15 protein-coding genes are annotated in these 26,988 nt (G+C 64.3%); 6 read left to right on the top strand and 9 right to left on the bottom strand.

All coding sequences use genetic code 11. The annotated features are described in order from the left end of the window. Positions 1 to 11: 11 nt before the first annotated feature. A complete protein-coding gene (locus ACEWQZ_RS05080; RefSeq protein WP_476481985.1) occupies positions 12 to 974 on the bottom strand; it encodes a hypothetical protein in 963 nt (320 codons plus the stop codon). A gap of 1,108 nt (positions 975 to 2,082) precedes the next feature. On the opposite strand from ACEWQZ_RS05080, the gene ACEWQZ_RS05075 reads away from it, so the two are divergent. Both ACEWQZ_RS05075 and ACEWQZ_RS05070 read left to right on the top strand, forming a co-directional pair. Next, positions 2,083 to 2,610: a hypothetical protein gene (locus ACEWQZ_RS05075; protein WP_476481984.1), complete on the top strand. Its 528-nt coding sequence runs from the start codon at positions 2,083 to 2,085 to the stop codon at positions 2,608 to 2,610. Between the two features lie 66 nt (positions 2,611 to 2,676). Then, positions 2,677 to 3,318 (top strand): thymidine kinase, encoded by a 642-nt coding sequence (locus tag ACEWQZ_RS05070; protein WP_476481983.1) that lies wholly within the window; start codon positions 2,677 to 2,679, stop codon positions 3,316 to 3,318. Between the two features lie 23 nt (positions 3,319 to 3,341). On the opposite strand, the gene ACEWQZ_RS05065 is transcribed toward ACEWQZ_RS05070, so the two are convergent. Continuing rightward, on the bottom strand, positions 3,342 to 4,289 hold the full coding sequence (locus ACEWQZ_RS05065; protein WP_476481982.1) for a LysR family transcriptional regulator: 948 nt from the start codon (positions 4,287 to 4,289) through the stop codon (positions 3,342 to 3,344). A 191-nt stretch (positions 4,290 to 4,480) separates the two neighbouring features. On the opposite strand from ACEWQZ_RS05065, the gene ACEWQZ_RS05060 reads away from it, so the two are divergent. The 4 genes from ACEWQZ_RS05060 (at position 4,481) to ACEWQZ_RS05045 (ending at position 7,962) form a co-directional block, all read left to right on the top strand. Continuing rightward, positions 4,481 to 4,900, top strand: coding sequence for a DUF2141 domain-containing protein (locus tag ACEWQZ_RS05060; protein WP_476481981.1), 420 nt, complete (start codon positions 4,481 to 4,483; stop codon positions 4,898 to 4,900). Positions 4,901 to 5,030: 130 nt separating this feature from the next. Beyond that, the gene (locus ACEWQZ_RS05055) at positions 5,031 to 6,176 is read left to right on the top strand and encodes a sensor histidine kinase (protein ID WP_476481980.1); all 1,146 of its coding nucleotides are present in this window, start codon (positions 5,031 to 5,033) and stop codon (positions 6,174 to 6,176) included. Further along, positions 6,176 to 6,808: a response regulator gene (locus ACEWQZ_RS05050; protein ID WP_476481979.1), complete on the top strand. Its 633-nt coding sequence runs from the start codon at positions 6,176 to 6,178 to the stop codon at positions 6,806 to 6,808. Before ACEWQZ_RS05055 ends, ACEWQZ_RS05050 begins: the two co-directional genes overlap by 1 nt. Positions 6,809 to 6,942: 134 nt before the next feature. Next, on the top strand, positions 6,943 to 7,962 hold the full coding sequence (locus tag ACEWQZ_RS05045; RefSeq protein WP_476481978.1) for a DMT family transporter: 1,020 nt from the start codon (positions 6,943 to 6,945) through the stop codon (positions 7,960 to 7,962). Here the strand turns inward: ACEWQZ_RS05045 and ACEWQZ_RS05040 are convergent. The 7 genes from ACEWQZ_RS05040 to ACEWQZ_RS05010 all read right to left on the bottom strand — a co-directional run bounded on the left by ACEWQZ_RS05040 (position 7,880) and on the right by ACEWQZ_RS05010 (position 26,922). Then, complete coding sequence (locus tag ACEWQZ_RS05040; protein ID WP_476481977.1) at positions 7,880 to 8,866, bottom strand: glutathione S-transferase family protein; 987 nt, start codon at positions 8,864 to 8,866, stop codon at positions 7,880 to 7,882. The two genes, ACEWQZ_RS05045 and ACEWQZ_RS05040, sit on opposite strands and share 83 nt — an antisense overlap. A 35-nt stretch (positions 8,867 to 8,901) precedes the next feature. After that, a complete protein-coding gene (locus ACEWQZ_RS05035) occupies positions 8,902 to 9,804 on the bottom strand; it encodes a fructosamine kinase family protein (RefSeq protein ID WP_476481976.1) in 903 nt (300 codons plus the stop codon). 26 nt (positions 9,805 to 9,830) lie between these two features. Then, positions 9,831 to 10,259 carry a CBS domain-containing protein gene (locus ACEWQZ_RS05030; RefSeq protein WP_476481975.1) on the bottom strand — a complete coding sequence of 143 codons (429 nt, stop codon included), beginning with the start codon at positions 10,257 to 10,259 and terminating at the stop codon, positions 9,831 to 9,833. 75 nt (positions 10,260 to 10,334) lie between these two features. After that, positions 10,335 to 11,663, bottom strand: coding sequence for a tRNA uridine-5-carboxymethylaminomethyl(34) synthesis GTPase MnmE (mnmE, locus tag ACEWQZ_RS05025; protein WP_476481974.1), 1,329 nt, complete (start codon positions 11,661 to 11,663; stop codon positions 10,335 to 10,337). 172 nt (positions 11,664 to 11,835) lie between these two features. After that, complete coding sequence (locus tag ACEWQZ_RS05020; RefSeq protein ID WP_476481973.1) at positions 11,836 to 15,144, bottom strand: M16 family metallopeptidase; 3,309 nt, start codon at positions 15,142 to 15,144, stop codon at positions 11,836 to 11,838. Positions 15,145 to 15,282: 138 nt separating this feature from the next. Then, positions 15,283 to 16,836, bottom strand: a complete 1,554-nt coding sequence (locus ACEWQZ_RS05015; protein WP_476481972.1) for a leucyl aminopeptidase family protein — start codon at positions 16,834 to 16,836, stop codon at positions 15,283 to 15,285. A 207-nt stretch (positions 16,837 to 17,043) separates the two neighbouring features. Continuing rightward, positions 17,044 to 26,922, bottom strand: a complete 9,879-nt coding sequence (locus tag ACEWQZ_RS05010; protein WP_476481971.1) for a DUF7507 domain-containing protein — start codon at positions 26,920 to 26,922, stop codon at positions 17,044 to 17,046. Positions 26,923 to 26,988: the final 66 nt, after the last annotated feature.

Below are 26,988 nucleotides of genomic sequence, written 5' to 3'. Positions count from 1 at the left end.
TTTCAATGGCGTCAGGGGCTTTCTCCTGCCCCGTGAATATGCTGAAGCAACCGCTGAATGTACTCCATTTCAAGAGGACTGCTATTTGCAAACACGTACTGTTGATAGCTCCAGCCTGGCTGACAACCCGGCACCTGAGCGCAAATCCGGATCATTTTCAATGAATCCGGCGCGCATCCGCCGAATCTCCGACAGGAATACAGCTCGAGTGCACCAATTTGCAAGTCTGTGATCGCCGATTCGCCTACATTCACATTACCTATTTCCGGTCGCCAAAGCGGATCCCCAGTACTTCGATAGTATTCGGAAAGATAGTCCCCCGCCCCCAGCAATTGCTGCGGTATGCTCGCGGACCGCAGCCAATCCACCACGATCCCATTCGTCTCAGAAACACTTGCATCTTCCAACCTATTGGCGAATCGATCCCTGGATTGAGCTCGATCCAGCCTCAGCAACGTATCAGTCACTGCTTCTTGATTGTCAGGACCAGACAAATCCTGAGAAGGAACGTATCCATCGCAGTAAGAGGAAAGCTTTTCCACGTATGGCCGCTGGTTCGCTTTAGCCCTATCTGACACCCAGGCCAGGTTCTCGGCGCTGCAAGCTGCATCAAGTTGCATCCTCCAGTCCACGGCGACGGCCAAACCGGATTGTTCCGCTTGGGCGACTACATCTTCAGCAGCGAGCGCTTCAAAAGCACTTCTGAAATCGCGCGCCAGCTGAGTTTCATCCTTAGTCTTTACAGACTGTGCTTGAGACGAGTCTAATGCGGTGGGGTGCTTTGCAGTTTCTGCACCAGCAGCCTGATTGCTTGCTGGCTCCCTTGGCGTTTGCAAGGAGCTTTCAGAAGCAAGGGGAGCTGCTTCCTCCCCGGTTAACGGCTCCGATTGGCCAAACCACGCCCAAAAAACGATACCAATGCCGACAAAAAGAACTGCTATCAGTAAAAATATTGTGCGCTCTTTGATTGTCATCAGTGGCAGGTCTCCGGCACCTCTGCGCCTCCGGCGATCGTCGGGCTTCCGTAAGGACCCGCAATATAGGATTCACGCTGACCATTCCCGAACTCAATTGTATAAAGAGAACCGGGCGCCGGCGATCCATTTAATGGGTTGCCTGGTGGCCATCCTGTTTGCTCCCGGCTGTAAATCACCTCTACGCCCGCATAGGCCCGTCGAATCTCCGATAAGTTGCCACAACTGATGTCGTCATCCGCCATAGGAGAGCGATCTAGAACTGGGCCCAAGTGTGGGGCCGGCCCGGAACCACTGCCTCCTCCGGGGCCAGAACCGCCTGATCCACCGCCGGGGAATCCACCGCCGCCGGGCTGTGCGCCAGGTATGTTATCCCCTACCTCCTCATGGCAACGCCAATAGCCATCATCAGCACGTGCGCATCCGGTCCTGGCGGGGAGTTGGGTACTGAAGCCGATCAAGGCTGAGAAAAGCATTAGCAGAGCAGCTCGCCGGATTGGGGCACGGGGAAGCCTTGCGGTTACAAGACTAGTTTGCTTCTGCCTTCTGCCTTCTGCCTTCTGCCTTCTGCCTTCTGCCTTCTGCTCAGTATAAGTCGCTACCGCCGCCATTTCATTGCTCTCCCAGATAATTGACAAATGCCGTCTAGCATCTGGTGCTTTTGCGTCAATCACATCCCCCGATGCCAAGCGACATCGTGAAATTACCTGAGGTTAATCAGGGAGTCAATATTCGATGAACTTTGTTATCCCAAAGCGGTAATGCCCCCTTTCCGCAAAAGTGAAGTGCCCCATTTTTGTTATGACAAGGATCGGAGCCAGTAATCAGGGGAAAATTGCCGTAAGTCACAGAGAGCCGGACCGAGCTGGGGTGGTCTGGAGGGTGGTTGGCGCAAGGCTGATTTGGCGGGAGCACGCGCTTCAGCTCGGTGTGAACACTTCCGAGATCGAACGACTGGTCCAGACCCCGCGGAAAAGGGCGCTGCAGGCCGGGTTTCCGGGCGCCGCGGCCAGCGGGCTATCTGAGGAACGCCGTTGCCACTGCAAGCCGCCTTGGTTTTTTGCTCACCTCAACCGGCCAGGGCTTCGGAGGCGATATACTCTCTGTCATGCGAACAGTCCTCTGCCTCAGCTTTTTCCTGACCGCCCTTCTGGTCGCCCCTCCGGCCGCCGGCGCCAACGCCAACGTCACCCGGGTGGAGCTGCACCAGCGCCAGGAGGTGCTTCTCAAGCACGAGCGCTTTGTCGGCAACCTGCGGGCGCAGGCCAAGCGCGAAGGTGTCATCCAGGACGTGCCGCAGCTTTACGCCTATTTCACCGACCGCAGCCCGGCCTGGCATCTGCACGGCTACCGGCGCGGTTTCGAACGCAAGCTGGCGCTGACCTACGAACACGGCCGGCGCGAGCGCTCGATGGTGGCCATCGACACCCTGCTCGAACGTACCATCACGCCCGAAGGCGGGGAATACGCCGTCGAAGACCTGCCGGCCGCCGACATCTACCTGTTGCTCTACCAGCAGGGCGACTGCGAAAAGTGTCAACAGGTCGAATCGACCCTCAGCGAGTGGCTGGAAGAATCGCCGGAACTCGACGCCGTCCGCTTCGACATCTGGATTGATCGCCACCAGGCCGAATAAGGCCGCCGGCCGCCGGCCGCCGGCCGCCGGCCCTGAAGCATTCGCGAGTGCGCACGGAGCGTGTTGATGGCCAAGCTCTATTTCTACTACTCGACCATGAACGCCGGCAAAACCACGCTGCTGCTGCAATCGGCGTGGAACTACCTTGAGCGCGGCATGCGCCCGCTGCTGCTCAGCCCCGGCATCGACGACCGCGCCGGCCGCGGGGTGATTCGCTCGCGCGTGGGCATCGAGCAGCCGGCCCTGGCCGTTGACGCTGGCGACGACCTGTTCGAGCTCGTACGCAACCGTCTCGAGGCGGGCAACATTCACTGCGTGCTCACCGACGAGTCGCAGTTCTTCACCCGCGAACAGGTCTACCAGTTAAGCGAGATTGTCGACCGTCTGGGTATTCCGGTGCTGGCGTTTGGTCTGCGCACGGACTTTCGCGGCGAGCTGTTCGCGGGCAGCCGCCATCTGCTGGCGTGGGCGGACGAGCTCAAGGAGCTCAAGACCATCTGCCACACCGGCAAAAAGGCGACCATGGTGGTGCGAGTGGATGAAAACGGCTACGCCGTCACCGCCGGCGAACAGGTGGAGATCGGCGGCAACGATCGCTACGTGCCGGTCTCCCGCGCAGAGTTCAAGCGGGTGTTTTGCGGCGGCAGCAAGGTGCGCGACTTCCGCGCCGGGCTGGCCCGAAACGAACCCGACCTGCTCGACAACTGACCTCCCTGGGCGCCGCTACCGGATCAGTCGCCCCGCTCCCAGCCCGAGGCTTCAGCCTGCTTGACCAGCCATTGGCGCAGGTGGCGGACGCCTGGTTCATTGGCGCGCGCGGTTTTGCAGGCAAAGTGAAATTCATCGCCGGTGCGAAGCTCGTGCGCCGGCAGGCGAACCAGATCCGGATCGGTGGCGGTGTCGAGCATATAGTCGTTGGACAGCGCAATTCCCTGGTGGTGACGGGCGGCCTCGTGGGCCAGCAGCATGTGGGAAAAGTGCTGTACGTGGGCCTCGTCGGGGAGCACGGCGTCGCCGGTGGCAAACCAGCGTCGCCAGTCCTCGCCCGGGCGATTGAACACGCTGGCGGCCGAAAGCAGCGTAAAGCGTGCAAACCATTCCGGGCGCATATCCAGCCCGCTGCCGATCTTTCTCAGCCCAGCCTCGTCGAGGTCTTCTCGAATGCGGTTCCAGTACTGTCGCGAGCACACGGCGAACAGGCGCTCGACGTAGAGACGCTCGGTCAGGTAGCCGCGCTGATTGAAGCGAAACGTGATGAAGCAATCCGCCAGCCGCTCGGACATCAGCGGCATGTCGGCAACCATTTCCAGGTCCAGATCCAGCTCGGGGTGCTGGCGCTGCACATGCGGCAGGCGTGGAATCAGCCAGCCAACGGCAAATGAACTGGGCACGGCAAGGCGAATGCGCGAATCCTCCACGCCGCGCAGCTGCTGGCTGGCGCGCTCGATCTGCGCCAGTGCAGGGCCAATGGACTCCAGATAGCGCTCGCCCTGCTCGGTCAGCGCCACGCGGCGACCGCCTCGGTCGAACAGGGTCTCACCGAGATCATCCTCGAGCTGGCGAATCTGGTGCGAAACCGCCGACTGGGTGACGTGCAGCTCCACGGCGGCAGCGGAAAAACTCAGCGTTCGGGCCACGGCCTCGAAGACCGGGAGGGCCCTGAGCGGGGGCAGGCGCATTATTCAATTCGCTCATGGTCAATCTTGATGCATCAGCGCTGATATTAACCCGGCATCGGTGAAAGATGACTTTCGGCCGACGATTCGATGACAAATGGCACCTGTCGCGATGCCGCGTGGCTCCGAGAATGAATCCTGCCGGCACCCACTGACTTACCTGCCGGCATCCACTCACTTAACGGAGCAAACACATGAAAGCTATCTGCAAAGGACTGATCGTTTCCGCCCTGATCACTTGCTCGGCCGCGCACGCTGCCGACCTGACGGTCAACCTTTCCAACATCGACAACACCCGCGGCACCCTGCATATCGGCGTCGCCGACTCGCAACAAGCCTGGGAAGGCAAAAGCGACTTCGCGGCCGCAGCCTCGCGCAAGCCCTCGGGCAGCGAGGAAGCCGTCTCCTTTACCGACCTGGCCCCGGGCATCTATGCGATCAAGGTCATGCACGATGAAAATGACAACGGCAGGCTCGATGTAGGCCCCAGCGGCGTCCCGGTCGAAGGCTACGGCTTCAGCAACAATCCGCAGGTCATGCGCGAGGCCACGTTCGAAGAAGCCGCATTCGAAGTCGGCGAGAACGGTGCCGAAATCAGCATTCGGATGCGCTGAAAGCGCCAGTCGAACGGCGGACGGAAAGCCCCGCACCGGTCATGACCGGTGCGGGGTACACCAGGTGCCGAAAGTCATGACTTGCGCTTTGACAGTTGTCGTCGCCGCCCGGCACCGTTATACAGGGGGCATGAAGCAATTGTGGAAAGACGGCGCGCACGAGCTGCTGACCAATCCGCTGGCCTGGGCCTCGTATGCCGCCTGGGCGGCGGTCTGGCTGACGGTCACCGGTGTGTTCGGCTGGCGCGACATGAACTGGTGGGTCGACGGGCTGCTGCTGCTTTTTCTTGTCGCCTGGCTGGGCTGTCTGCTCGACGAGCTTGTCGGCCGGCGGATATTCGACCTCTTTCTGATCGCGCTCACGGGCCTGACCTTCATCATTCTGTGGTTCGTGCCCTCGGGTGCGACGCCCATCCTGATGATCCTGCTGGTGACCCAGTTCGCGCAGCGATTGCGCACGCCGATGCTGGCAGCCGCCCTGGTGGCGATCAATCTTGTCTTTGCCGGCATCCTGATCCTTGGCTGGAAAATCGGTCCGGCCGACGCCGGCTTCTCCCTGCTGAGCTTTATCGGTTTCCAGATGTTTGCCGTGCTGGTGATGCGCTATGCCATCCGCGCCGAGGACATGGCCGAGGATCTCCGGTCGGTCAACGCGCGCCTGCTGGCCACGCGCTCGCTATTGAGCGAGACAGCCCGCGACCAGGAGCGTCTGCGCCTGTCGCGCGAGCTCCACGACGTGGCCGGACACAAGCTCACCGCCCTCAAGCTCAACCTGCGCGGGCTGACGCAGCGGCTTGACGACGCCGCGGCCGCCATGGAAGTGGAGCGGGCGACCAGCCTGGCTGACGAGCTGCTGCAGGACCTGCGCTCGGTAGTCAAGCACCTGCGCCAGAGCGAGGGCATCGAGCTGGCGTCGAGCCTGCACGAACTGGCTCGGCCCTTTCCGCGGCCGAAGCTGAAGCTGCGCCTGGACCAAACCGCGCGCGTACCGCGGGCCGACCAGGCCGAGGCGCTGCTGCGGGTGGTCCAGGAGGCGCTGACCAACGCCGCGCGCCACGGCCCGGCCGAAACGCTGGGCGTGCAGCTTCGGCGCGAGTCCGATGACCTGATTCTCACCGTCGAAGACGACGGGCGCGTCAACGGCAAGGTCCGGCCAGGCCACGGCCTGACCGGCATGCACGAGCGCCTGGCCGAGCTGGACGGATCGCTGGCAATCTCGCAGTCGGATTCCGGCGGTCTGAAACTGACTGCCACCCTGCCCCTGGAGCTGCACTGATGCCCATCCGCATCGCGCTGGCCGACGATCAGGCCCTGATTCGCGAGGGTCTTAAGTCCGTGCTTAACGACCTGCCGGGCGTGACCGTCGCCGTCGAAGCCGCATCCGGCGCGCCCCTGCTTGAGGCGCTGGATCACGACACGGTCGACCTGATCGTATCCGATATCCGCATGCCGGGCGTCGACGGCATCGAGCTGTGCCGACGCCTGAAGCACCGGGAAAACGCGCCGCCGGTACTGTTGCTGACCACTTTCGACGACAGCGAGCTGATGCTGGCCGCCGTGGATGCCGGCGCGCAGGGTTTTGCGCTCAAGGACATCTCGCCCGAAGACCTCGCCGGGCTGATCGCCGCCATCCTGCAGGGCAAGCGCCGGCTGCAGCCGATCGATACCACGGGGGTGGCCGAGCGCTACCCCTACCGCGATGATTCGCCGCCGGCGGACACCTTTTCCGGTCGGGAAGTCGAAATTCTGCGCCTCATCGCCGGCGGCTACTCCAATCGTGAAATCGCCCGCTCCATCCACCTGGCCGAAGGTACGGTTAAAAACTACGTTTCCGACATTCTCGACAAGCTCAACACCGGTGACCGCACGCGAGCCGTGCTGAAAGCCATCACCTTGCGAATCATCTGATTCCGGCATCCCGCCAGGCTGTTATTTAATTTTTTCATGGGGGATGAGCATTGATCATTTTACATAATGACGGTGCGCTTCCACAATGACAGGCTCGCGACACTGTCACTCAACCGTATTCGAAGGCGAAAGCGATGTCCGGACGCACCGTCAACAGCGCGATCTTTCTGCTGGTCGTCGGCAATCTGCTGGCGATCTTCTCCGATACGCTGATCAAGTGGGCCAGCGGCGACCTGGCCATATTTCAATTTGTGGCGGTGCGCTTCGTGTTCACGGTGCTGCTGCTGGTGCCTTTTCTGGGGCAGGTCGACTGGAAGAATTTCTGGGGCGGAACGCGCGTTCATCTGCTGCGCTCGCACGTCGGCCTGGGCGGCATCCTGTGCATGGTCGTCGCCCTGGGCGCCCTGCCGCTGGCCACCGCCAACGCCATTTTCTATGCCGCGCCGGTGCTGGTGATGATCATGGGCGTGCTCTTCTTCGGCGAGCGACTCAACCGCAGCAGCGTGGTCGCCGTGGTCGGCGGCCTGCTCGGCGTGCTGATCATTCTGCGCCCGACCGAAATGACGACGGCCGGCTTCACGGCGCTGGGACTGGCCGTGGCGCTGGCGATTAACGCGCTGCTGGTGCGCAAGCTCCCACAAAAACAGACCGTGGTGCACAGCCTGCTGCTGAACTACCTGTTTGCCCTGCCCGCAGCGACGGTGCTGGCCTTCATCGAGGGCGCGCCGCTGGATTATTCCTCGCTGGGGGCGGCGTTTGGTTCGGCGCTGTTCATTCTCGGCTACAACATGACCGTGATCCTGGCCTATCGCCATGTGGACGCCAATCAGGTCACGGCCTCCGAGTACACCGGAATCGTCTGGGCTTTCGTGATCGGCTGGCTGCTGTTTGCCGAAGTGCCGGACCTGTGGTTCTGGGTGGGCACCACCCTGATCGTGGTGCCGCTGCTGGTGCAGGCACTGATGTCAACCCGTCCGGCCGGGCGCCGCCGTCTGGCCACGCAGGTGGGCGGCTCGCGGCGCGCAACCGACCGACTGTCGGCCGCCGGCAGGCAGCATGAGATCAGGGCAATCAATCAGCCGGCAGACGCGCGCGATCGTGCGCCCGATGAAAGTCCAGCGCTGGCCCCAGCGGCACGATGCGGTTCGGATTGATGGTGTCGTGGCTGCCGTAGTAGTGCAGCTTGATGGCCTCGAATTCCACCGTTTCTGCAATCCCCGGCATCTGGTAGAGCTCTCTGAGATAGTTCGACAGGTTGTGGTAGTCGTCGATGCGCCGGATGTTGCACTTGAAGTGACCGACATAAACAGCATCAAAGCGCACCAGCGTGGTGAACAGCCGCCAGTCGGCTTCGGTCAGGCGTGAGCCGCACAGGTAGCGATTCTCGTCGAGCCGGGCCTCGAGTTCGTCCAGGGTTTCGAACAATGGGATTACGGCCTCTTCGTAGGCCTGCTGGCTGGTGGCAAAACCGGCCTTGTAGACGCCGTTGTTGACGTTGTCGTAGACGATTGCATTGATCGCGTCGATATCTTCGCGCAGCGCTTCAGGATAGTAGTCGCCCGGTTTCGCACCGACCTGGTCGAAGGCCTGGTTGAACATGCGGATGATATCTGCCGATTCGTTGCTGACGATGGTGTTTTGCTGTTTGTCCCACAGCAGCGGCACCGTCACGCGGCCGGTGTAGTCGCTTTTGGCTGCGGTATAGACCTGGTGCAGGTATTGGGCGCCGTGGATCGGATCGGGGTGCACCTTGTAGCCATCCTCGAAGGTCCAGCCCTTGTCGCGCATCAGCGGATTGACCGCCGAGACGGAAATCATCTGCTCGAGGCCCTTGAGCTTGCGGAAAATAAGCGCTCGATTGGCCCACGGGCAGGCGTAGGCGACGTAGAGATGATAGCGATCAGGCTCGGCCTTGAAGCCGCCCTTGCCCTGCGGTCCGGGTGCGCCGTCGGCGGTAATCCAGTTACGAAAAACAGCCTGGTCGCGCTCGAAGCGCCCGCCGGTCGACTTGGTGTCGTACCACTGGTCGTGCCACTGCCCATCAACGAGAAGTCCCATTACGCACTCCGGAATTGGTTTCTGATGTAACCAGTTTAACAAGCGGCGGCGGGCTCGTCCGGCGGCTGTCGGATTCGTCGGCAGAGCTGCACCGAGGCCTCGACGTAATGCCCGCCGAACAGATTGGCGTGGTTGAGCATGTGGTAGAGCTGATAGAACAGCCGGCGGGTCTCGAAGCCCGGCGGCAGCGGCCAGGCTTGTTCGTAGGCCCGGTAGAAGGCCTCGCCGAAGCCACCAAACAGATGCGCCATGGCCAGATCGCATTCGCGGTCAGCGTAATGAATCGAGGGGTCGAAGATGACCGGCGTGCCCTCCGGCAGGGCCGCGACATTGCCGCGCCACAGGTCGCCGTGGATCAGCGACGGCTGCGGCCTGTGTCCGTCGGAAACTTCGCGCCAGGCGGCAGTGATGTCTTTTTGGCGACGGCTCCAGCCCTGACCGGGCAGATGGCGGTGCAGCCGGTCGAACTGCGGGGCCAGGCGGCGATCTGCGAAAAACGCCGTCCAGTCATCGACCCGCGTGTTGCTCTGCGGAGTCAGTCCGATGTAGTTGCTGCGGTGCCAGCCGAAGGCCTCGGCGCCGTGACGGTGCAGGGCCGCGAGCTGGCGCCCCAGTCGCTGGTCGGCACGATCGCCTGGCTGCTCCATTGCAAGATATTCCAGCGCCAGCCAGGCATGGTTACCCAGCGTGCCGCGGCGGATGAATTTCGGTACCCGAACCTCGCCGGCTTCAGCCAGCGCCTCCAGGCCGTCGGCCTCGGCCGAGAGCAGGCCGGCCCGCTCCAGCGGCAGGGTCTTTACAAAGACCGTCGCATCGGCCGCCTGCAGCACAGCGGATTCGGCAATGTCGCCGCCGGGCGCCGACGCGACGCGCAGGCCGTGTTCGTCAAGCCCGAGGGCGCTGGCAACAGCTGCGGCTTGTTGGATATCGAGCAGCATGCAGCTGGCCGGGTGCCTGACAGGCGTCAGCCGGTGACGTAGCGCTCGAGCTGCTCGATCAGCTGCTGCTGGTCGCCGAGCACGGCGTTGACCAGGTCACCGATGGAGATCACGCCCAGCAACTGCCCCTTTTCGACGACGGGCAGATGGCGGATGCGCTTGCGCGTCATCAGGGCCAGACCCTCTTCAGCGGTAGCCCGAGGAGAAATGGTGATCGCGGGGCTCGAGCAGATCTCGCCCACCCGCGTCTCGCGCGACGAGCGCCCTTCGAGGATGACCTTGCGAGCGTAGTCACGCTCGGAGATGATGCCGTGCAATTCCTCACCGTTCATCACCAGCATGGCGCCGATGCTGCGCGAGGCCATCAGGCGAATGGCGTCATAGACGGTGTCTTCCACGGCAACCGACCAAATCTGATCGCCCTTTGTCGAGATAATCTGTCGAATCGTTTGCATTGACGCCATCCTCCTGCAGTTCGGTTGACGTTTTCGAGTATAGGCTGCGATTGCCGCAATCAGCAAACGCCGCATTTACTTGCCGATGCAGAAACTCGAGAAGATGCGGCCGAGCAGTTCGTCGGAGCTCATGCGACCGGTGACCTCGCCCAGAGAGTCGGCCGCCAGGCGCAGCTCTTCGGCCAACAGCTCGCCCGACTGGCTGGCCGCCAGCTCGGCCTGGCCGCGGCGAAGGTGTTCTCCGGCCCGGCTGATGGCGTCGACATGGCGCTGGCGGGCAGAGTATTCTCCGCCGCCGGCGTCGTCGAGGCCGAGCTCTTCGATGACCACCTGCTCCAGCAGTTCCAGCCCCTCGCCGGTGACGGCCGACACGCGCACGTGACGACCGTCCCGCGATGGTCTGGCCCCCACCAGGTCGATCTTGTTGTCGATGCGGATCAGCGGCACGCCTTCAGGCAGGCCCGGCAGCGGATGTGCTTCGCCTTCGGTGGCGTCGACCACCCAGAACACCAGGTCGGCAGCTTGCATCTCGCGCTCGGCGCGGCGCACGCCTTCGGACTCCACCCGGTCGACGGTCTCGCGGATGCCGGCGGTGTCGGCCAGGGTCACCGCCAGACCGGCGATGGTAATGGTTTCGCGCAACACGTCGCGGGTGGTGCCCGGCACTTCGGTCACGATGGCAGCATCATGGCGGCTGAGCGCATTGAGCAGGCTCGACTTGCCGGCGTTGGGCCGACCGACAATGGCAATGCGAACGCCGCTGGTCAGCAGCCGCCCGGTGCCGGCGCGCTGAAGCAGCGTTTCCTGGCGGGAGCGTAGCCCGGCCACTCGCTCGGCCACCTGGCCTTCGGCGAGAAAGTCGATTTCCTCGTCAGGAAAGTCCAGCGCCGCCTCGACCCAGACCCGCAGCTCGACCAGGGCTTCGGCGAGTTCGTCGACCTCTTCGGAGAACGCGCCTTCCAGGCTGCGATGAGCGGCGCGCGCGGCAGTATCAGTGGCAGCCGCGATCAGATCGGCCACGGCCTCGGCCTGGGCGAGGTCCATGCGATCATTGAGAAAAGCGCGCTGGCTGAACTCGCCGGGCGCTGCGCGGCGGGCGCCGAAGTCAACACAGGCCGCAACCATCATTTCCAGCACCACGGGTGAGCCGTGGCCCTGCAGCTCGACGACGTCCTCTCCGGTAAACGAGCCGGGTCCGGGAAAGACCAGCACGAGCCCGGAATCCAGGGTTTCGCCCTGATTGTCGCGGAAGGTCCGAAGCGCGGCCTGCCGGGCGGGCGGCAGCTCGCCGCACAATTTCCGGGCAATCGCGCGGCTATCCGGCCCGGACAGGCGAACCACGCCAACGCCACCGCGCCCGGGCGGCGTGGCGATGGCGCAAATCGTGTCGTTGACGGTAGTCATGGCAGCATTCTGCCATCCAGACGCCCGGCAACGCTCGGTGATGACGCCTCTTCAGGCTCATCTCTGCATTGCACAGGACTGAGGAACCCATGCGCTTGTCGGTCACGGGACGCGCCGCGACAGACATGGACGGGACGGACCCTTTCCACTTTGTTCCGGCGCGCCACCAATCTCAGGGAGAGGACCAGCCGAGGCGTTCACGCACGGATTCGGGCGTATGCTCGCGCACCACGTCCACCTGTCCCGACACCGTGATGATCAGGTTTTCCGGATGCAGATACTTGCGCGCCGCGGCGTTAACGTCCTCGAGCGTCAGTGCCCGCAGCGCAGCGACCTGGTCGGCATCCCCGGCGTAGTAGTTCAGATAGTGGGGTGACTGGTAGGCGTAGTGCCCGAACAGCTCCCGGTGGGCAAGACGCAGGCCGACCTTGTGCGCCGTGTCGTAGGAGGCGGGAATGAGTCCGTCGATGAAGGTCGTGCGCGCAGCCTCGAACTCTTGCACGGTAACGCCGTCATCGCGCAGCCGGCGAATCTGCTCCAGGGCCAGCCCGATTCCTTCGCCGAGTGTCTCCGGACGGCCACCAAAGCGCCAGAGGTAGGGATTCGGCGCACCGCGACCCGGCTCGATCTCGCCGTACAGCGCGGAGGTAATGCCGCGTTCGGCGCGCAGCAGCCCCATCATGCGCGAGGCGAAGCCACCGCCTGCCAGGATGTGGTGCATGACTTCCAGCGCCGCGTGATCCTCGGGCAACCCCTCGATACCGAGATGCCCCAGCATCACCTGGGCCTGACGCGTCGGCAGATCGAGAGTCTCTACCTGCAGGCCTTTCGGTGCCGTCGGCGTGGCGAATGCGAGTGAGGCGGCGGAAGGTTTCTCCGACAGCGCCTGCAGCGCAGTCTGTGATGCAAGCGCGCGACGCATGTGGTCACGGGTCACGGCGCCCGAGATAACCAGCGCAAGGGTGTCGGCGGTGTAGTGTCGGGCGTGGTGGGCGACCACATCTTCCAGACGGATTGCGCGCAGGGACTCGCCGGTCTGGCGCGCCCCAAGGGGGTGGTTTTCGCCGTAAAGAGTGGCGTCGAACAGGGCGCGTGTTGCATACAAGGCGTCATCGGCGGCCTGCTCCGCGGCAAGTGCCAGGCGCTCACGCTCGTCCTCGAAGGCGGCCTCTAGCGCCGGCGCGGCCACCATACGCGCCACCAGGTCGACCAGCTCCTCCGCCCGTTCCGCAGGTGCGACGGCGTCCAGGCGCGTGCCGCGCCGGTCGTGTTCGATCGTCAGGTCGGCACCCATCGCCTCGAGCGCCTGCTCAATGGACTTGTCATCACCGCCACCCTGGCGCAGCAGTTGGGCCAGCAGCGCGCCGAGCCCTTCCTTGCCTGCAGGGTCGGCCACGCTCGGTGCATCGATCAGCGCTGTAACCCGGACCTGGGGCAGCAGGGGCTCCGGCACGATGAAGGCAGACAGTCCGTTCTCCAGATCCAGGCGGTAGTCCGCGGCCTCGGGGAAGTGGAAGGGGGCATCGGGGTAGTCGAGGTCGCGATAGTCGCGCGTGGGGGCACTCTCGGTGAAACGCGCCGCACGCCGTTCGGCCATGAAGGGCGGGACATACCAGGGCTGCTCGGCAATCGCGATGGGCTTGGCGATCTCGCGCGGGGCGGATCCCGCCGCTGTGGCGGTGGCGGCGGTGGCACTGGCGGCGCCGGTCGAGGCCCGGCGCACGCCCGAGCCCGATGCCTGTGCTGGCTGGGCATCGTCAAGACCGACCAGGCCCTGCTGGCGGTAGGTTTCGCGTTCCCGTGCGGCCTGGCCGCGCTGCACAGGCGGCGTGCCCTCCCCGTCGACTTCGGCCAGGAAGAATTCGCCCACGGGGCCGCCAACCGGCCACTGCCCGGGTCTGACGCGGTCGAGACTTGCGAGGGTCATGCCCGCGTCGGTGTCGTTTGCGGCGAGTGTCTCCGCGATTTCCCGTCTGAGGTGGCCGACGATCTGGCGCTCGGGCGAAAAGTAGCGCTTTGCTACCGCCTGCAGGTCTTTGACGCTGACGGCGGCCCAGAGGTCGGGCATGGCGTTCAGGTGCTCCCAGTGATAGATGGTTTCCATGGCACCGATGGTGACCGCACTGCTTCCGATCTCCTCGAGGCTTTGCGTCAACGACAGGGTGAGCCGCTGCGCCGCTGCCGCGAGCTCTGCAGCCTCGACCTTGCCTTCCGCAATGTCGCCGAGCACGGCATTGATACCGGATTCCACCGCGTCGAGCTGGGCATTGTCGCGCGCCTTGACCTGCATCGAGAAATGCGAGGGGTACTTGGATGTCCACGCCGACGCGGAGGCGCTGGTCGCCAGGCGTGCTTCGTCCACCAGGGCGGCGCTCAGGCGTCCGCGCGGCCCTCCGAGCAGCTCGGCCAACAGATCGAACGCCGCCGCGTCCGCATGGCCGACCGCCGGCATCGGCACGTTGATGGCAACCGCCGGTCCCGCGGCCGCGGTTACGGTTAGACGCTTCTGGCCGATGCTTTCGGGTTCCACCGTGCGCAGGCGAGGCGAAGGGCGTGCGGGCTGCCAGCTGCCGAAGTAGGCCTCGGCCAGGTCGAAAACCTCCTGTGCCTCGACCTCACCGACCACGACCAGAACCAAGTTCTGCGGGATGAAGTATTTGTAGAAGATCTCCCAGTGATCCTCGCGCGTCGCCTGGGTGAGGTCGCTGAACCAGTGCGCCCAGCCGTAGGGGTGGGCGTCGTAGGTCATGGAACGCAGCACCCGGTTGAATTTGCCGTCCGGGCTGTTGTCGTAGCGCCGGATCTGGTCGACCACCACTTCCTTCTCGGGCTCGAAGTGACGAAACACCGGGTTCTCCACGCGCGAGCGCTCGGCCCACAGGAAGAATTCGAGCTTGTTGGCCGGCAAGTCGACGTCGAACTTCATCCAGTCGCGCCCGGTGGAGGCCGTGGTGCCCGTGCCGCCGGCGGCCTGTACCGCGCCAAAGTACCATTCGACCACGGCGAGCTCATTCTGCGCCGCCGCGGCAGCGGCCAGTTCACCGCGCAGACTCTCCAATGCCTGCGAGTCGCAATCGTTCTCCAGCTCCGCAAACACGCTGCGCTGCAGGAGACAGTCGCGCTGGCGATTCTCCTCATCGGTAACCTGCCGCGCCAGGTGTTCCACCCGCGCGGCGATATCGCGCTCTGCATCCCAGTCCTTGGTTCCCGCGATGTGGTCACCCTTGAACAAGTGGTGCTCCAGCATATGCACCAGGCCGACTGTTCCCGGCCGCTCCGCGGCAATGTCCACCCGGTAGAAGCTACGCGCACCCACGCGTCCGGCAGATTCCCGCTCCCAGACCAACACGGTGACGCCGTTGGCCAGAACTTTCTGCTGCACGTCGACCTCCAGCTCAGCGGCATTCACGGTCAAGCTGGCAAGCAGGATGTACGGCAGAAAGAAGAAGGCAGGCAGGCGTGGACGAAAAATTTCAGGCATGAGTTTCATATCCCGAGAGGAGGTAGAGGCGTAGAGGAAGTATAAGCGCCCTTCGAGAATTCAGTATCAACCTGGCACGAATGTAGATGACATTCGTGCCAGGTCAATAAAATACAGCCTGCCTGTTACTGACCAACCTCACTGGCCAGCAAACAGCTTGACCCATTCAGTCAGCAGTCTGGTTCCGTAACCGGTGGCGCCTTTGGGGTGGATGCCGCTGGGGCTGTCAACGAGGGCGTCGCCGGCCATGTCGATATGCAGCCAGGGTGTGTCAGCCGCGAAGTGCTGCAGGAAAATGGCGCCGGCCTGAGCGCCGGGCGAACCGGTATTGCGGATATCTGCTATACGACTGTCGATAATGCCCTCATAGGGGCCGAGCGGCAGTTGCCACACGCGCTCGCCGGTCAACTCCCCGGATTTGCGCACGCTCTCGAGCAGATCCTCGTGTTCGCTGAACACGGCGGCATAGTCGGTGCCGAGGGCACGCACCTTGGAGCCGGTCAGCGTGGCGATATCAACGATGGCACGCGGGTTGAAGTGCTCGCGCGCATACCAGATACCGTCGGCGAGGATCAGGCGGCCTTCGGCGTCCGTATTGGCAACCTCGATGGTGGTGCCATCGCCGGCAGTCACGACATCACCGGGCAGCTGTGCTTCTGACGAAATCGAGTTCTGCGACAGGGGCATCACGCCGACCACGTTGACTGCCGCCTGCTGGGCCGCCAGGGCAGCAATGGCACCCATCACCGCCGCCGCACCCGCTTTATCCGTCTGCATGCGCAGAATCGACGCGGAATTGGTTTTCAGGTTGTAGCCCCCGGTGTCAAAGGTGTTGCCCTTGCCGACCAGGGCGACGGGCTGGTCGTCACTGCCTTCCCAGTGGGCAACCACCAGGTGGGCCTTGTGCTGGCTGCCCTGGCTGACGCCGTAGAGCGAGCCCATACCCGCTTTAAGAACCTGCTCCGGACGCAGAATGGTCACTTTTACCCCCAGCGGCTCGAGCACCTCGCGCGCGTACTCGGCGAAGGCGGCCGGGTGGCCATCACTGCCGGGCAGGTTGGTCAGCTCGCGGGCATGGAAGACCCCCTCGGCCAGGGCGCGCAGCTGCGCGTATTGCTGCTCGGCCTGCGACTGCGCGCGCACCGTGAAGTGATAGTGCTGCGATGGACGCGGCTCGGGGTCACTGAAATGACGATCAAAACGATAGTTGCGCAGATCCATGCCGTGGGCGATGGCGGTCGAGATCTCGACATTGAGCGCATCATCCGTGATCAGTGAGGCATTCACCTCGATACGCTGCGCCGAGCCGGTATTGATATGGCCTGCCAGGTTCGCGCCGATCAATTCGGCGGCATGACGCTCGAGCTCCGCCGGATTGCCAACGCCAACCAGGATGATCCGGTTTGCATTCAGCTCGGCCGGCGCCAGGATTTCCACTCGTTGCTCTTTTTCGCCTTCAAAATCGGCTGCGGCAAGCGCGCGCGCGACCTGGCTTGCTGTGCGCTCATCCCAGTCGGGCCGTCGCACTGCCTCCTGCCCTTCGGGCACGAGCAGCACCAGAGTGTCAGCTTCGCGGTCAGCCGTTTCCGAGAATTCGGTACGAGTCTGCAAAAACTCTGCGTTCGCTGCAGTGAACAGCAATACGGTGGCCACGAACAAAAGGCAGCCCAGGATCACGCGCGACATATGCATTGAATATATCTCCGGTTTCTGAATCTGAAATCCCGAACAGTATAGAAGAGCTTGTGTCCGCTGCGGCCGGCTGCTGCGATCAGCGGGCGGCTTTGGCTGCCTTTGGGTTCGTCGCTGGTTGTGGCCTCAGGCGTTGTTGCCGCGCTAAAAAAACCCGCGCCCGGAGTCCGGGCGCGGGCGGCGTCTTTCAGTGCGTCTGCCGAGGCATCAACTGCGCTGGAACGGGCCGGCCCACAGGCCCAGACCTGCCATCGAGGCAATCAGCAGCAGCAGCATCCACAGCGAGCTTGCCGGCACCGGGATCGGCGGTGTGGTGGTCACGATCACGCTGTCATCGTCGCCGACCACATTGCCGTCGTCGTCTTCGCCGGAGACCGTGGCAACGTTTTCCACCTGGCCACTCGCCTGATCGCTGGCGGTGAGGATGTAGTCAACCGGCCCACAGGCAGCCGATTCACCCGGCGCCAGCGCATCCGGCGTACAGCTGATGGCGCCGCCGAGCATGGGGTCGTCGACGACGACATTTTCCAGCGGATAGCCGCCGGTGTTGGTGACTTCAAACGTGTAGGTCACCGTATCGCCCGGATCGTAGGGCCCGGTGGTGCTCACCGACTTGACCAGCACAATGCTGGATTCGTCGTTGAGCGGCGCGTCGGCCGAGTCCTCGTCTTCCAGCGGGTTGCCGTCGGGATCATCACCGGTCGCCGTGGCCGTGTTGGTAAACGGGCTGCCGGCGTCGAGATCGGCCTTGGTGATCACATGCTCGGCCTCGCAAACCAGCGTGGCACCCGGTGCCAGCGTGGTCGGCTGGGCCGGCGTGCAGGCGGTAATGACCGCATCGGGGTCGCTGATCTCGACATTGGCCAGCGTCACTACGCCGGTGTTTGTGGCCGTCAGCTGGTAGCTGATGGTGTCATCCTGGGCGTACGGCTCACCGCTGGAGGTGATGGTTTTCTCCAGCCGGAGGCCGCTGTCGGTATCCAGCGGCGCATCGGCAGAATCGTCATCTTCCACCGGGTTGTCGTCGGGATCACTGCCCGTGGCCGTGGCCGTGTTGGTAAACGGCGTGCCGGCGTCCAGATCCGCCTGGGTCACCACATGCTCGGCCTGACAGGTCAGCGTCTCGGCCGGCGCCAGCGTGGCCGGCTGCGATGGCATGCAGCCGGTGATGCTGGCGTCGGGATCGCTGATCTCGACGTTGGCCAGGGTACGGCTGCCGCTGTTGGTGGCTACCAGCTCCCAGGTGATGGTGTCACCCTCGCCGTAGGGCGCGCCGCTGGAGGTCACCGATTTGACCAGCGTCAGGGCGGAATCGTCTTCCAGCGGTGCATCGACGGAATCATCGTCTTCCACCGGGTTGCCGTCCGGATCGTCGCCGCTTGCGGTGGCCGTATTGGTAAACGGCGTACCGGCGTCAAGATCGGCCTGCGTGACCAGGTACTCGGCCTGACAGGTCAGCGTTTCCTGCGGCGCCAGCGTGGCCGGCTGCGATGGCATGCAGCCGGTGATGGTGGCGGCGGGATCGCTGATCTCGACATCGGCCAGGGTCAGCGTGCCGGTGTTGGTAGCCACCAGCTCGTAGGCGATGGTGTCGCCCTCGCCATAGGGCGCGCCGGTCGAGGTGACGGTCTTGTCGAGCACGATGCCAACGTCGGTGTCGAGTGGCACGTCGGCCGAATCATCATCGGATACGGGGTTGCCGCTCGGGTCGTCACCCGAAGCCGTGGCCGTGTTGGTAAACGGCGTGCCGGCATCCAGATCCGCCTGAGTCACCACATGCTCGGCCTGACAGGTGAGTGTGTCGCTCGGCGCCAGCGTGGCCGGCTGGGCCGGCGTGCAGCCGGTGATGACCGCATCAGGATCGGAGATCTCGACGTTGGCCAGGGTCACCGTGCCGGTGTTGGTGGCCATCAGCTCGTAGCTGATGGTGTCACCTTCGCCATAGGGCGCACCGGCCGAGGTAACCGCCTTGTCGAGCACGATGCCGGCCTGAGTGTCCAGCGGCGCATCGGCCGAATCGTCATCGGAAACCGGGTTGCCGTCCGGGTCGTCGCCCGAAACCGTGGCCGTATTGGTGAACGGCGTGCCGGCGTCCAGATCGGCCTGGCTGATCGTATGCTCGGCCAGGCAGATCAGGTCATCGCCGGGGGCCAGGCTGGTCGGCTGCGCTGGCGTGCACGAAGTGATGGCGACGTCGTTGTCGACAATCTGCACGTTGGCGAGCGTGACGTTGCCGGTATTGGTGGCAATCAACTCGTAGCTGATGGTGTCACCTTCGCCATACGGCGCACCGGCCGAGGTGATCTGCTTGACCAGGCCGATGCCCGGGTTCTGCGCGATCGGCGTGGTCACCGTGTCGTCTTCGTCGGGCGTCTGATCGCTGCCGGCCGTGGCGGTATTGACGATTTCGCCGGTGTCGACGTCGGCCTGGGTGGCCGTATAGGTGCCGATCAGCGTGCAGGTGCCGCCCGGTGCCACGCTGGCGCACGGCGTCGTGCCGCCGGTCGGCGTGATCATCGGGTCACTGACAATCACATTTTGCAACGTGACGTTACCGGTGTTGAGCGCGGTGACCGTATAGGTGAGCACGCTTCCCGGCTCGATCGGGTCGGGCGCGTCGGTCAAGACCTTGTCGACGGCCAGCTGCGGCGTGACGGTCAGCGGCGTGGTCTCGTCGTCTGCGTTGTTGCCCGGGGTCGGATCAGAACCGTTGTTGCCGTCGTCGTCGACGCGGGCAACGTTATAGATCGAGGTCACGCTTGCGTCGACCGGGTCATCGACGATCACGGCAAAGGCCGCGCTGCCGGAATCGCCCGCAGCCAGCGCGCCGATGGCCAGCGTGCAGGTGCTGCCGGCGCTGGCGTCGGGCACGCAGCTCCAGCCGCCCGTGCTGGCGCCGGCATCGAAGCTGGAGTTGGCCGGCACGGTCTCGGTGATCTCGACGCCGGTGGCGTCCTGGCTGCCGATGTTTTCATAGTCCAGCGTGTAGGTCACGCTGCCGCCGGGCACGGTCGTCGCGCCGCCGTCGCTCTTGCTCAGAGTCAGATCGGGTGCGGCGTCGATCGGCGTGGTCTCGTCGTCCTGGTTGTCGTTCGGCGTCGGATCCGGGCCGTTGCTGCCGTCGTCTTCGATCAGCACCGCGTTGAGAATTTCGCTCACACCGGCATGCAGGGGCGAGTCGACATCGACGGCAAAGACCACGCTGGCCGAATCACCGGCGGCGAGGTTGCCCACCACCAGGGTGCAGCTGCTGCCCGGCGCGGTGCCGGCGCAGCTCCAGGCCGGATCGCTTGCTCCGGCATTGAAGCTGGTGTTGGCCGGTACCGTCTCGGTGATTTCCACGCCGGTGGCGTCCTGGTTGCCGTTGTTGGCGTAGTTCAGCGTGTAGGCCAAGGTGGCGCCGGGGGCGGTAGCGGCGACCCCGTCGTCCTTGACGATGCTCAGGTCGGGTGCAGCGTTGACCGGCACGCGGGTGGGATCGTCCGGGCCGGGCTCGCCGGGATCGTCGCTGGGCACGGGTGGCAGTTCATCGCTGTCGGCAACGGCCTGGTTTTCAACCTCGGTCACGCCCGCCGGAAGCGGCGAGTCGATCACCGTGTCGTATTCGATGATGGCCGTATCGTTCGCCGCCAGGCTGGCGATGGTGACCTGAACAGTACTGTCGCCGGCGGTATTGCCGATGGTCACCGTGCCGGTGCTGGTGGTCACGCTGCCGGACACCAGCGCGCTGTTGGCGTCGGGCACGTCGTCGATGACGATGTTGGTGGCCGGCGCCGCGCCGGTGTTGTCCAGCGTCAGGGTGTAGCGCAGCGTGTCGCCCGGTGACACATCGCCGGAACCGTCGGCATCAACCTGCAGGCTCGCGGTCTTGCTCAGAGCCAGGTCGGGCAGGCCGATCTGGTCGCTGTCGCTGACCGGCGGCAGATCGCGCGCTTCATCGCGCGGCGAGCCGTTCTTGGGCGGCAGGCTGTCGCCGCCGACCAGGTCGGCGGTGTTGCTGATCGGATTGGGGTCAGGCGGCAACACGGCCAGCGGCATGTCAAAGCTGGCCGTTACGCTGCTGCCGGCCGCAAGGCCCTGGCCGCCGCTGCTGGCAAAGCTGACGGTGTGCTGCCCGACCGCCGGAGTGTCGTTATCAATCACCAGGGTGTAGCCCGAAGGCACGGTCGCCGGCGCAAAAGCGGCGACGTTCCAGTCGGCCTGGTCAAACACGTCTTCGACAATCAGGTTGTAGGCCGTGGCATTCCCGGTATTTTCCAGGGTGAGCTCGATGCGCACCCCGCCGTTGCTGACCGGGCCCATGGACTTGCTCAAGCCCACATCCGGCTCGATCACGTAGACCTCGGCATCGTCAGTCATTGAGCCACCGATGCCATAGGTCAGCTCGGCCAGGTTGGTCAGCGTCACGCCATCAGTGTTGGCCGGGTTGTCGACGACCAGCGCCACGATCTGTACGGTCAGGCGGTCGTTGGCGTCGGAGACACCGTCGATGGTGTTCGTCACATCACCAAAATCGAAGGTGACGGTGTCGTCGATGCCGTCACTGTTGGCGTCGGTGATGACCGGGGTGCTCGGGCCGGTGGTCGACAGATTGCCGCCAATGCTCACGACCGAGGCACCGATGGCCTGCATGTAGCCATCAGCCGCGCTGGCCGGCAGGGCGTCGACAAGCACCGCGTCGGTGGTCACCCCTTCCGGGAATTCGATCACCAGACTGTAAGTAACGGTCTCGCCAATCGACACGTCGGGCAGCGCCATGATGCCGCCGCCGGACATGATGCTCATCATGCCCGAGCCTTGCGCGGTCTTGGTCAGGCCCGGCCCCTTGACGGTGACGTGCGCGTTATCGGCGCTGTCGCCGGGGCGATTGTGGTCGGCGTTTTCGTCGGGCAGCGTGAAGTATTCCAGCGCCGCGGAGTTGGTCAGATCGGTACCGGCCTCGACACTCTGATCGACGTTGACTTGATAGGTGATGTAGCAGCTGCCGGTCGCCAGTTCGAGCTCGGGAATGGTAAAGAAGATGTTCGGGTTGCCGCTCGAGTCGACAGCCTGGCTGGCGCAAGTTCCGCCCACGCTGCCGTCGCCGCCCCAGATCAGGCCGGCCGGCAGGCTGTCGGTAATTTCCAGGTTGAAGACATCGGCGGTGGAACCGGATGCATGCTCGATATCCAGGCGCACGGTCACGGTGTTGCCGGCTTCGACGTAGCCGTCGGCCGGGTCGACAATGCTCTTGGTCAGATTCAGATCCGGCGCGACTAGATCCACGCCGACGCTGCCGCTGATGGGATCGCTGCTGGCGGTCTCGAAGGTGGCGCGGTTGAGCTGGTTGGTGATCCCGCTCTGGTTGGCGGGCACGTCGACCACGACGGCGACCACCTCGAAGGTGATTTCATCATCGCCAACGCTCGGGCCGGCGGGATCATTAACGACGGTGTCCAGCTGCCAGCGCACGCGGTCGTTGTGACCGTCGCTGTTGGTATCGCTGTGTACGCCGGCAGCGCCGACGGCCGGCAGCGAGGTACCGGAAAGGTTGGCGCCAACGCTGATGACTCGCGAGGAAACCACCGCCAGGGTGCTCGAGCCGGTCGGCAGCTGATCGGTAATGACCACGCCGTCGGTGGTGCCCTGCGGGAAGGTCGCGGTAAAGTGGTAGGTGACTTCCTCACCGATGGTCAGGTCTTGTTCCGGGCCGAACTGGCCGCTGCCGGTGCTTGGCTCGCTGGTGGCGACAATGACCTTGTCCATACCCGGCTGAGTAACCGTGATGGTGTGATCGTTCTGGGCGCTGTATTGGCGCTGGTCATCGCTGGGCCCGGCGATGGAATCCCACGCCAGCGTGGCGGTATTGATCAGCTCTTCCTGAGGCTGCACGTCGACGGTGAGCCGGGCCTGATACTCGAGCACCACCTCGGCACCGCGCGCGAAATCAGTCCAGCCAAGCGAAATCGTGTTGCCGCTGCTGTTGTCGACATCGAAACCTGTCCCGCTGATGACCTGCAGGCTGCCGGGAACGAGCGCCAGCTTGGCCGGCAGGGGATCGTCGAAGACCACATCGTGGGCATCCGCCGTCGATCCGGCCGCGTGCTGGAGGGTAACGGTATAGGTCACCACATCGCCGGCCTCGCCCCCGGTGATGTCGCCGGACTTGCCGATGGTCAGCTGCGGCTCGACCACGTCCATGGGCGCGCTGGCCGAGGCGTCCAGGCCGGGGCCGAACTGCACCAGCACGTTGTTGCTCAGCTCGTCGCCGTTGACGTTGGCGGCGGCGTCGTCGATCAGGGTGGCGGTCACCTGAATGACGACCTGGTCGTCAGGGCCCAGGGCGCCGCTGCCGCTGTTGACCACCTGGCCGAAATCAAACTGCGCGGTGTCGTCAATGCCGTCGCCAAGCTGCGCGTCGCTGATGACCGCCGCCGGGTTCGGGTTGGCGGGCGCCAGGTTGGCGCCAGTGGCAATGACGCTGGCCGAATCCAGGCGCATGAGGCCGTTGGTCCAAGGCACGGTATCGGTCACGCCCACCTGCGGGGTGGTGCCGTGGGGAATGGTGACGGTGATATCGAAGGTCGCAGACTCGCCGATGGCCAGGTCGTCGATGCCCGGCCGATGCTCGCCGCTGCCGGTGGCCGGCTCTGACGTTGCGCTGATGACCTTGGAGACAACGACCGAATCGATGGTGACGGTGGCCGAGTCGTCGGCAACGTAGTTGTTCATGCCGCCGCCCGAGCCGTCGCGCTCGCCGGTGTCGCTGCCCGGCGCGCCCGGCGTGGTCGAGCCGGTCGGGTTGGGGGCCGTGCCGCTGGTGGCCGGCAGACTGGTCCAGCTGGCCTGGGCATTGTTGACGATGCTGGTGCCCGGGGCGACGCCGATTTCGAGCGTTGCATCGAAGCTGATCTGGAGTTGGCAGCCCGGCGGCATGGTATCGACCGTGATGTCGAGATTGTCGCCGACCGTGTTGTCGGTCACACCGCTGCAGCCGCCTGAGGGCGTGATGCTGGCAATCGTCAGATTGGTCAGACCCGCCGGCAGGCTGTCGGTGATGTGGACATCGTAGGCGTCGCTGCGATTGGCGCCCGCGGCGGCAGTGACGTCCAAGGTGAAGCTGATGGTGTCGCCGGCCTGCCCGGTGCCCGGCGAGGCGGACTTGGTCACGCCAATCGCAGGCTCGGCGATGCGGACGGTGGCGTTGTTGGAGTTGCCGGCGAGTGGATTGCCGGCGCTGAAGGTGGTGAAATTGTTGCTGCGGTTGGCGCCGGCGGTGTTGTTCCCCGAGCTCGAGTTGTTGACCAGGGCATTGAATTCGACCACCAGCCAGGCGTCGTTGTTGTCGCTGTTGGCGTTGGTGACATCGCCGAAGGCAAAGCGTGGATTATCGCCGTTGCCGAACGAGCCGCCGGAGATGGCGCCTGCGGGCAGCGCGAAGGTGATCGCGCTGCTGGCAACGGTGCCTGGATCGGCCGCCGTACCGGTCAGGTTGGGCACGGCCACGGTGCTCGAGGTCAGGTCCGAACCGCTGGCGCTGATGAATGCGGCTGTCGCCGTACCGTCATCAAGAAAGGTCAGGCCCGAGGGCAGATTGTCTTCCAGGCTCATCTGCGCGATCTGGCCTTCCGGAATGCGCACAGCCAGGCGGTAGCGCACGATCTCGCCGATGGTTGCGCGCGGCGGATTGCTGATATCGGAAGTGCCCGGCTCGGAGGAGGCGACAAAGTACTTCTGCTGAGCGATATTGGCGCTCTCGACCGTAGTGGAGTCGCGCCGGGTCGGGAACGTGGTAGCCCCGCTCTGGCTGGAAAAATCCAGCTCGGCGGTGTTGGTGATACTGGTCATGGGTGCGATGTCGGCCGCCACCTGACAGTCCACGGTTACCAGCGCAGTGTCGGCACCGTATGGCGCGCCGGGTGAGCCGTCGTTGGCCGCGAGCGGATCGTCGAGCAGCAGGCCGCCGGCCAGCGTACCGCTGTAGCCCAGCGCGCTGCCTGAGCCGTCGGTCACGCCGGTGACGCTGCAGCCGGTCAGATCCGCCGGGAAGGCATCGGTAATGGTCACGTCATAAGCCGGGGCACCGCCCTGATTTTCGGCGGTGATGACGAAGGTGATGTTGTCATGGGCATCGACGCCACTGATGTGACCGTCCTCCGGCTCGTTGCCCGGCCCGGGACTGATCGTGCCGTTGCCGTCGGTGGCCGACACGCCTTTGGTGATGACCATATCGGGGGCGCCAACCTGGAAGTGCACCGGGCCGGTCCCGGTGGCTGCCTCACCCGGGGTGTTGTTGGTGCTGGCCAGCAGGATATTGGTCAGAAAAAGGCCGTCGGCAAACGGATCATCGGTAATCGGGGCCGTCAGGTCGACCTGAATGGTCTGTGCGGTCGGACTCGACACGTCCGGCCAGTCGATGATCAGCGCGTTCTGCGCGGCGTTGACGGTGATGGCATCCGGCGTCAGGCTGGCAGTATCGCCCGGGCCGTAGGCGAGGTTGGCGCCGGGGAAGCTCGTGTCGATATCGGTCACGTCGATTACCGGCAGCGGCAGGAAATCCTCGAAGCGGATATCACTGGTGCTGCCGGCGGGAATGTCGAGGGTCAGCCGGAAGACGATGTTCTCGCCCGGGAGATATGCAGGCTGCGGATTGACGATTTCCTTGTTCACTGCAATGGGCGCGATGATCACGGTGGCGCCGCTGCCGTCGCTGCAGGCGCTGGCGCCCTGGGTCAGGCTGTAGTCGGCATCCACCTGGTTGGTCAGCGAATCCGAGGCCAGCACGGGCGAGCCGCTGCCCTGGTAGTCATTGCGGACCTGGGCGTCATAGCTCAGGGTCACGGCCGTGCCGGCCAAGAGCGTGCCGGCGGCCGCGCCGATGTCGTAGACGATGGTGGTGGTGGAATCGGGGTTGACGGTCACGCTGGGTGTGATGGTGACCGGCGAGCCGCCGACCACGAGGCTGGCGTGTGCGACGAAGTCGATGCCGTCGGGCAGGAGGTCGGTCACGATCAGGCTGTCGGCATCGCCGAAGTCGGTCACCTGGAAGTTCAGCGTGTAGCTCAGGCTCTGTCCGGGCATCGCTGCGGCCGGAGAAACCGATTTCTGCACCGCCAGATGGCGGGCGGTGACGGTGGTCTGGTCATTGGCCGGAGGCAGCACGATGGCGGGGCCGGAAGTGGGCTGATAAGTGCCGCTGGCTGCGGCGCCGTTGATCACCGGCGCAGTGGTGCACACGGTTTCGTCGAGAATGTCGACTATATGACCCTCATAGCTGACGACGACGTCATCGTCGGCACCGGTACCGACCGTGTTGCCGCTGCAGGTCACCTCGAGGCTGCCACCCGGCGTGCTGGTCGATGGCTGGGTGGTGACGCTGCAGCTTGTACCGCCGGTAATGGTGACGTTGCCGTTGAACTGGAAGTCGGCCGGCAGTTCATCGCTGATCACCAGCGGGTTGATGGTCGCCTGATTGGCGATATCAACGGTGAGGTTGTAGCTGTAGGGCCAGCTCGGACCGGGGGTGCGCTCGCTCTCCGGCGCGGTGTCGGTCTTGGTAAATCGCATGACCGTGGGCGTGACCGGATCGTTGATCGGGCTGCCGATGATCGGGCCGTTGTCGCCGGTCGGCGTGTCGCCGAATTCGTACACCGGGGTGATGTTGATGTCGAGCGGATCGCCCAGGATGGCGTCGGGATCGATGGTCCCGCACAGCTCGGCGGGCAGATCAGGCCCGCCGTCGACGACCGAGCCGACCGGGTATTCGAGCACGTAAAGCGCGGCGCCGGGGGTGCCGGTAACCGGCTGGTCGATTACCGGATCGGTGAGCTGGTTGCCGGGCGCAGGCGGAAAATCGCCGACGTAGCTCAGCGTGCCGCCACCGAAGATGTCGGCCGAATCGAGCGTCAGGCCGTCGGCCAGCTCGAGGCGCAGGTAGGGCCCGTAGCCGGGCGCGCCGCTGTTGTTGAAATCAATATCGAAGCAGAACTGCTCGCCGAGAAAGCTCTCGGCCGGTACCGTTGGACTCGCCGTCGGAGTCTGAGCAACGGCAAATTGTACGCATACGAAAGCCAGAACGCCGGTGGCGAAAACTGCAATCTTGTTCATCGAGCTCTAATTCCTTTGCGGCAAGCCGCCAGGGTCGTTAAACGATGCGCCTGTGCGGTCACAAAG

This window comes from Wenzhouxiangella sp. YN1 (assembly GCF_056324145.1).
The sequence above is the reverse complement of the archived record's forward strand: the minus strand, read 5'-3'. Positions and strand labels throughout refer to the sequence as shown.

Coding starts and splice junctions, on each gene's coding strand:
- ACEWQZ_RS05015 (WP_476481972.1), bottom strand. CDS start 16,836: ATGCATATGTCGCGCGTGATCCTGGGCTGCCTTTTGTTCGTGGCCACC.
- ACEWQZ_RS05020 (WP_476481973.1), bottom strand. CDS start 15,144: ATGCCTGAAATTTTTCGTCCACGCCTGCCTGCCTTCTTCTTTCTGCCG.
- ACEWQZ_RS05045 (WP_476481978.1), top strand. CDS start 6,943: ATGTCCGGACGCACCGTCAACAGCGCGATCTTTCTGCTGGTCGTCGGC.
- ACEWQZ_RS05010 (WP_476481971.1), bottom strand. CDS start 26,922: ATGAACAAGATTGCAGTTTTCGCCACCGGCGTTCTGGCTTTCGTATGC.
- ACEWQZ_RS05040 (WP_476481977.1), bottom strand. CDS start 8,866: ATGGGACTTCTCGTTGATGGGCAGTGGCACGACCAGTGGTACGACACC.
- ACEWQZ_RS05060 (WP_476481981.1), top strand. CDS start 4,481: ATGAAAGCTATCTGCAAAGGACTGATCGTTTCCGCCCTGATCACTTGC.
- ACEWQZ_RS05065 (WP_476481982.1), bottom strand. CDS start 4,289: ATGCGCCTGCCCCCGCTCAGGGCCCTCCCGGTCTTCGAGGCCGTGGCC.
- ACEWQZ_RS05070 (WP_476481983.1), top strand. CDS start 2,677: ATGGCCAAGCTCTATTTCTACTACTCGACCATGAACGCCGGCAAAACC.
- mnmE (WP_476481974.1), bottom strand. CDS start 11,663: ATGACTACCGTCAACGACACGATTTGCGCCATCGCCACGCCGCCCGGG.
- ACEWQZ_RS05080 (WP_476481985.1), bottom strand. CDS start 974: ATGACAATCAAAGAGCGCACAATATTTTTACTGATAGCAGTTCTTTTT.
- ACEWQZ_RS05055 (WP_476481980.1), top strand. CDS start 5,031: ATGAAGCAATTGTGGAAAGACGGCGCGCACGAGCTGCTGACCAATCCG.
- ACEWQZ_RS05050 (WP_476481979.1), top strand. CDS start 6,176: ATGCCCATCCGCATCGCGCTGGCCGACGATCAGGCCCTGATTCGCGAG.
- ACEWQZ_RS05030 (WP_476481975.1), bottom strand. CDS start 10,259: ATGCAAACGATTCGACAGATTATCTCGACAAAGGGCGATCAGATTTGG.
- ACEWQZ_RS05035 (WP_476481976.1), bottom strand. CDS start 9,804: ATGCTGCTCGATATCCAACAAGCCGCAGCTGTTGCCAGCGCCCTCGGG.
- ACEWQZ_RS05075 (WP_476481984.1), top strand. CDS start 2,083: ATGCGAACAGTCCTCTGCCTCAGCTTTTTCCTGACCGCCCTTCTGGTC.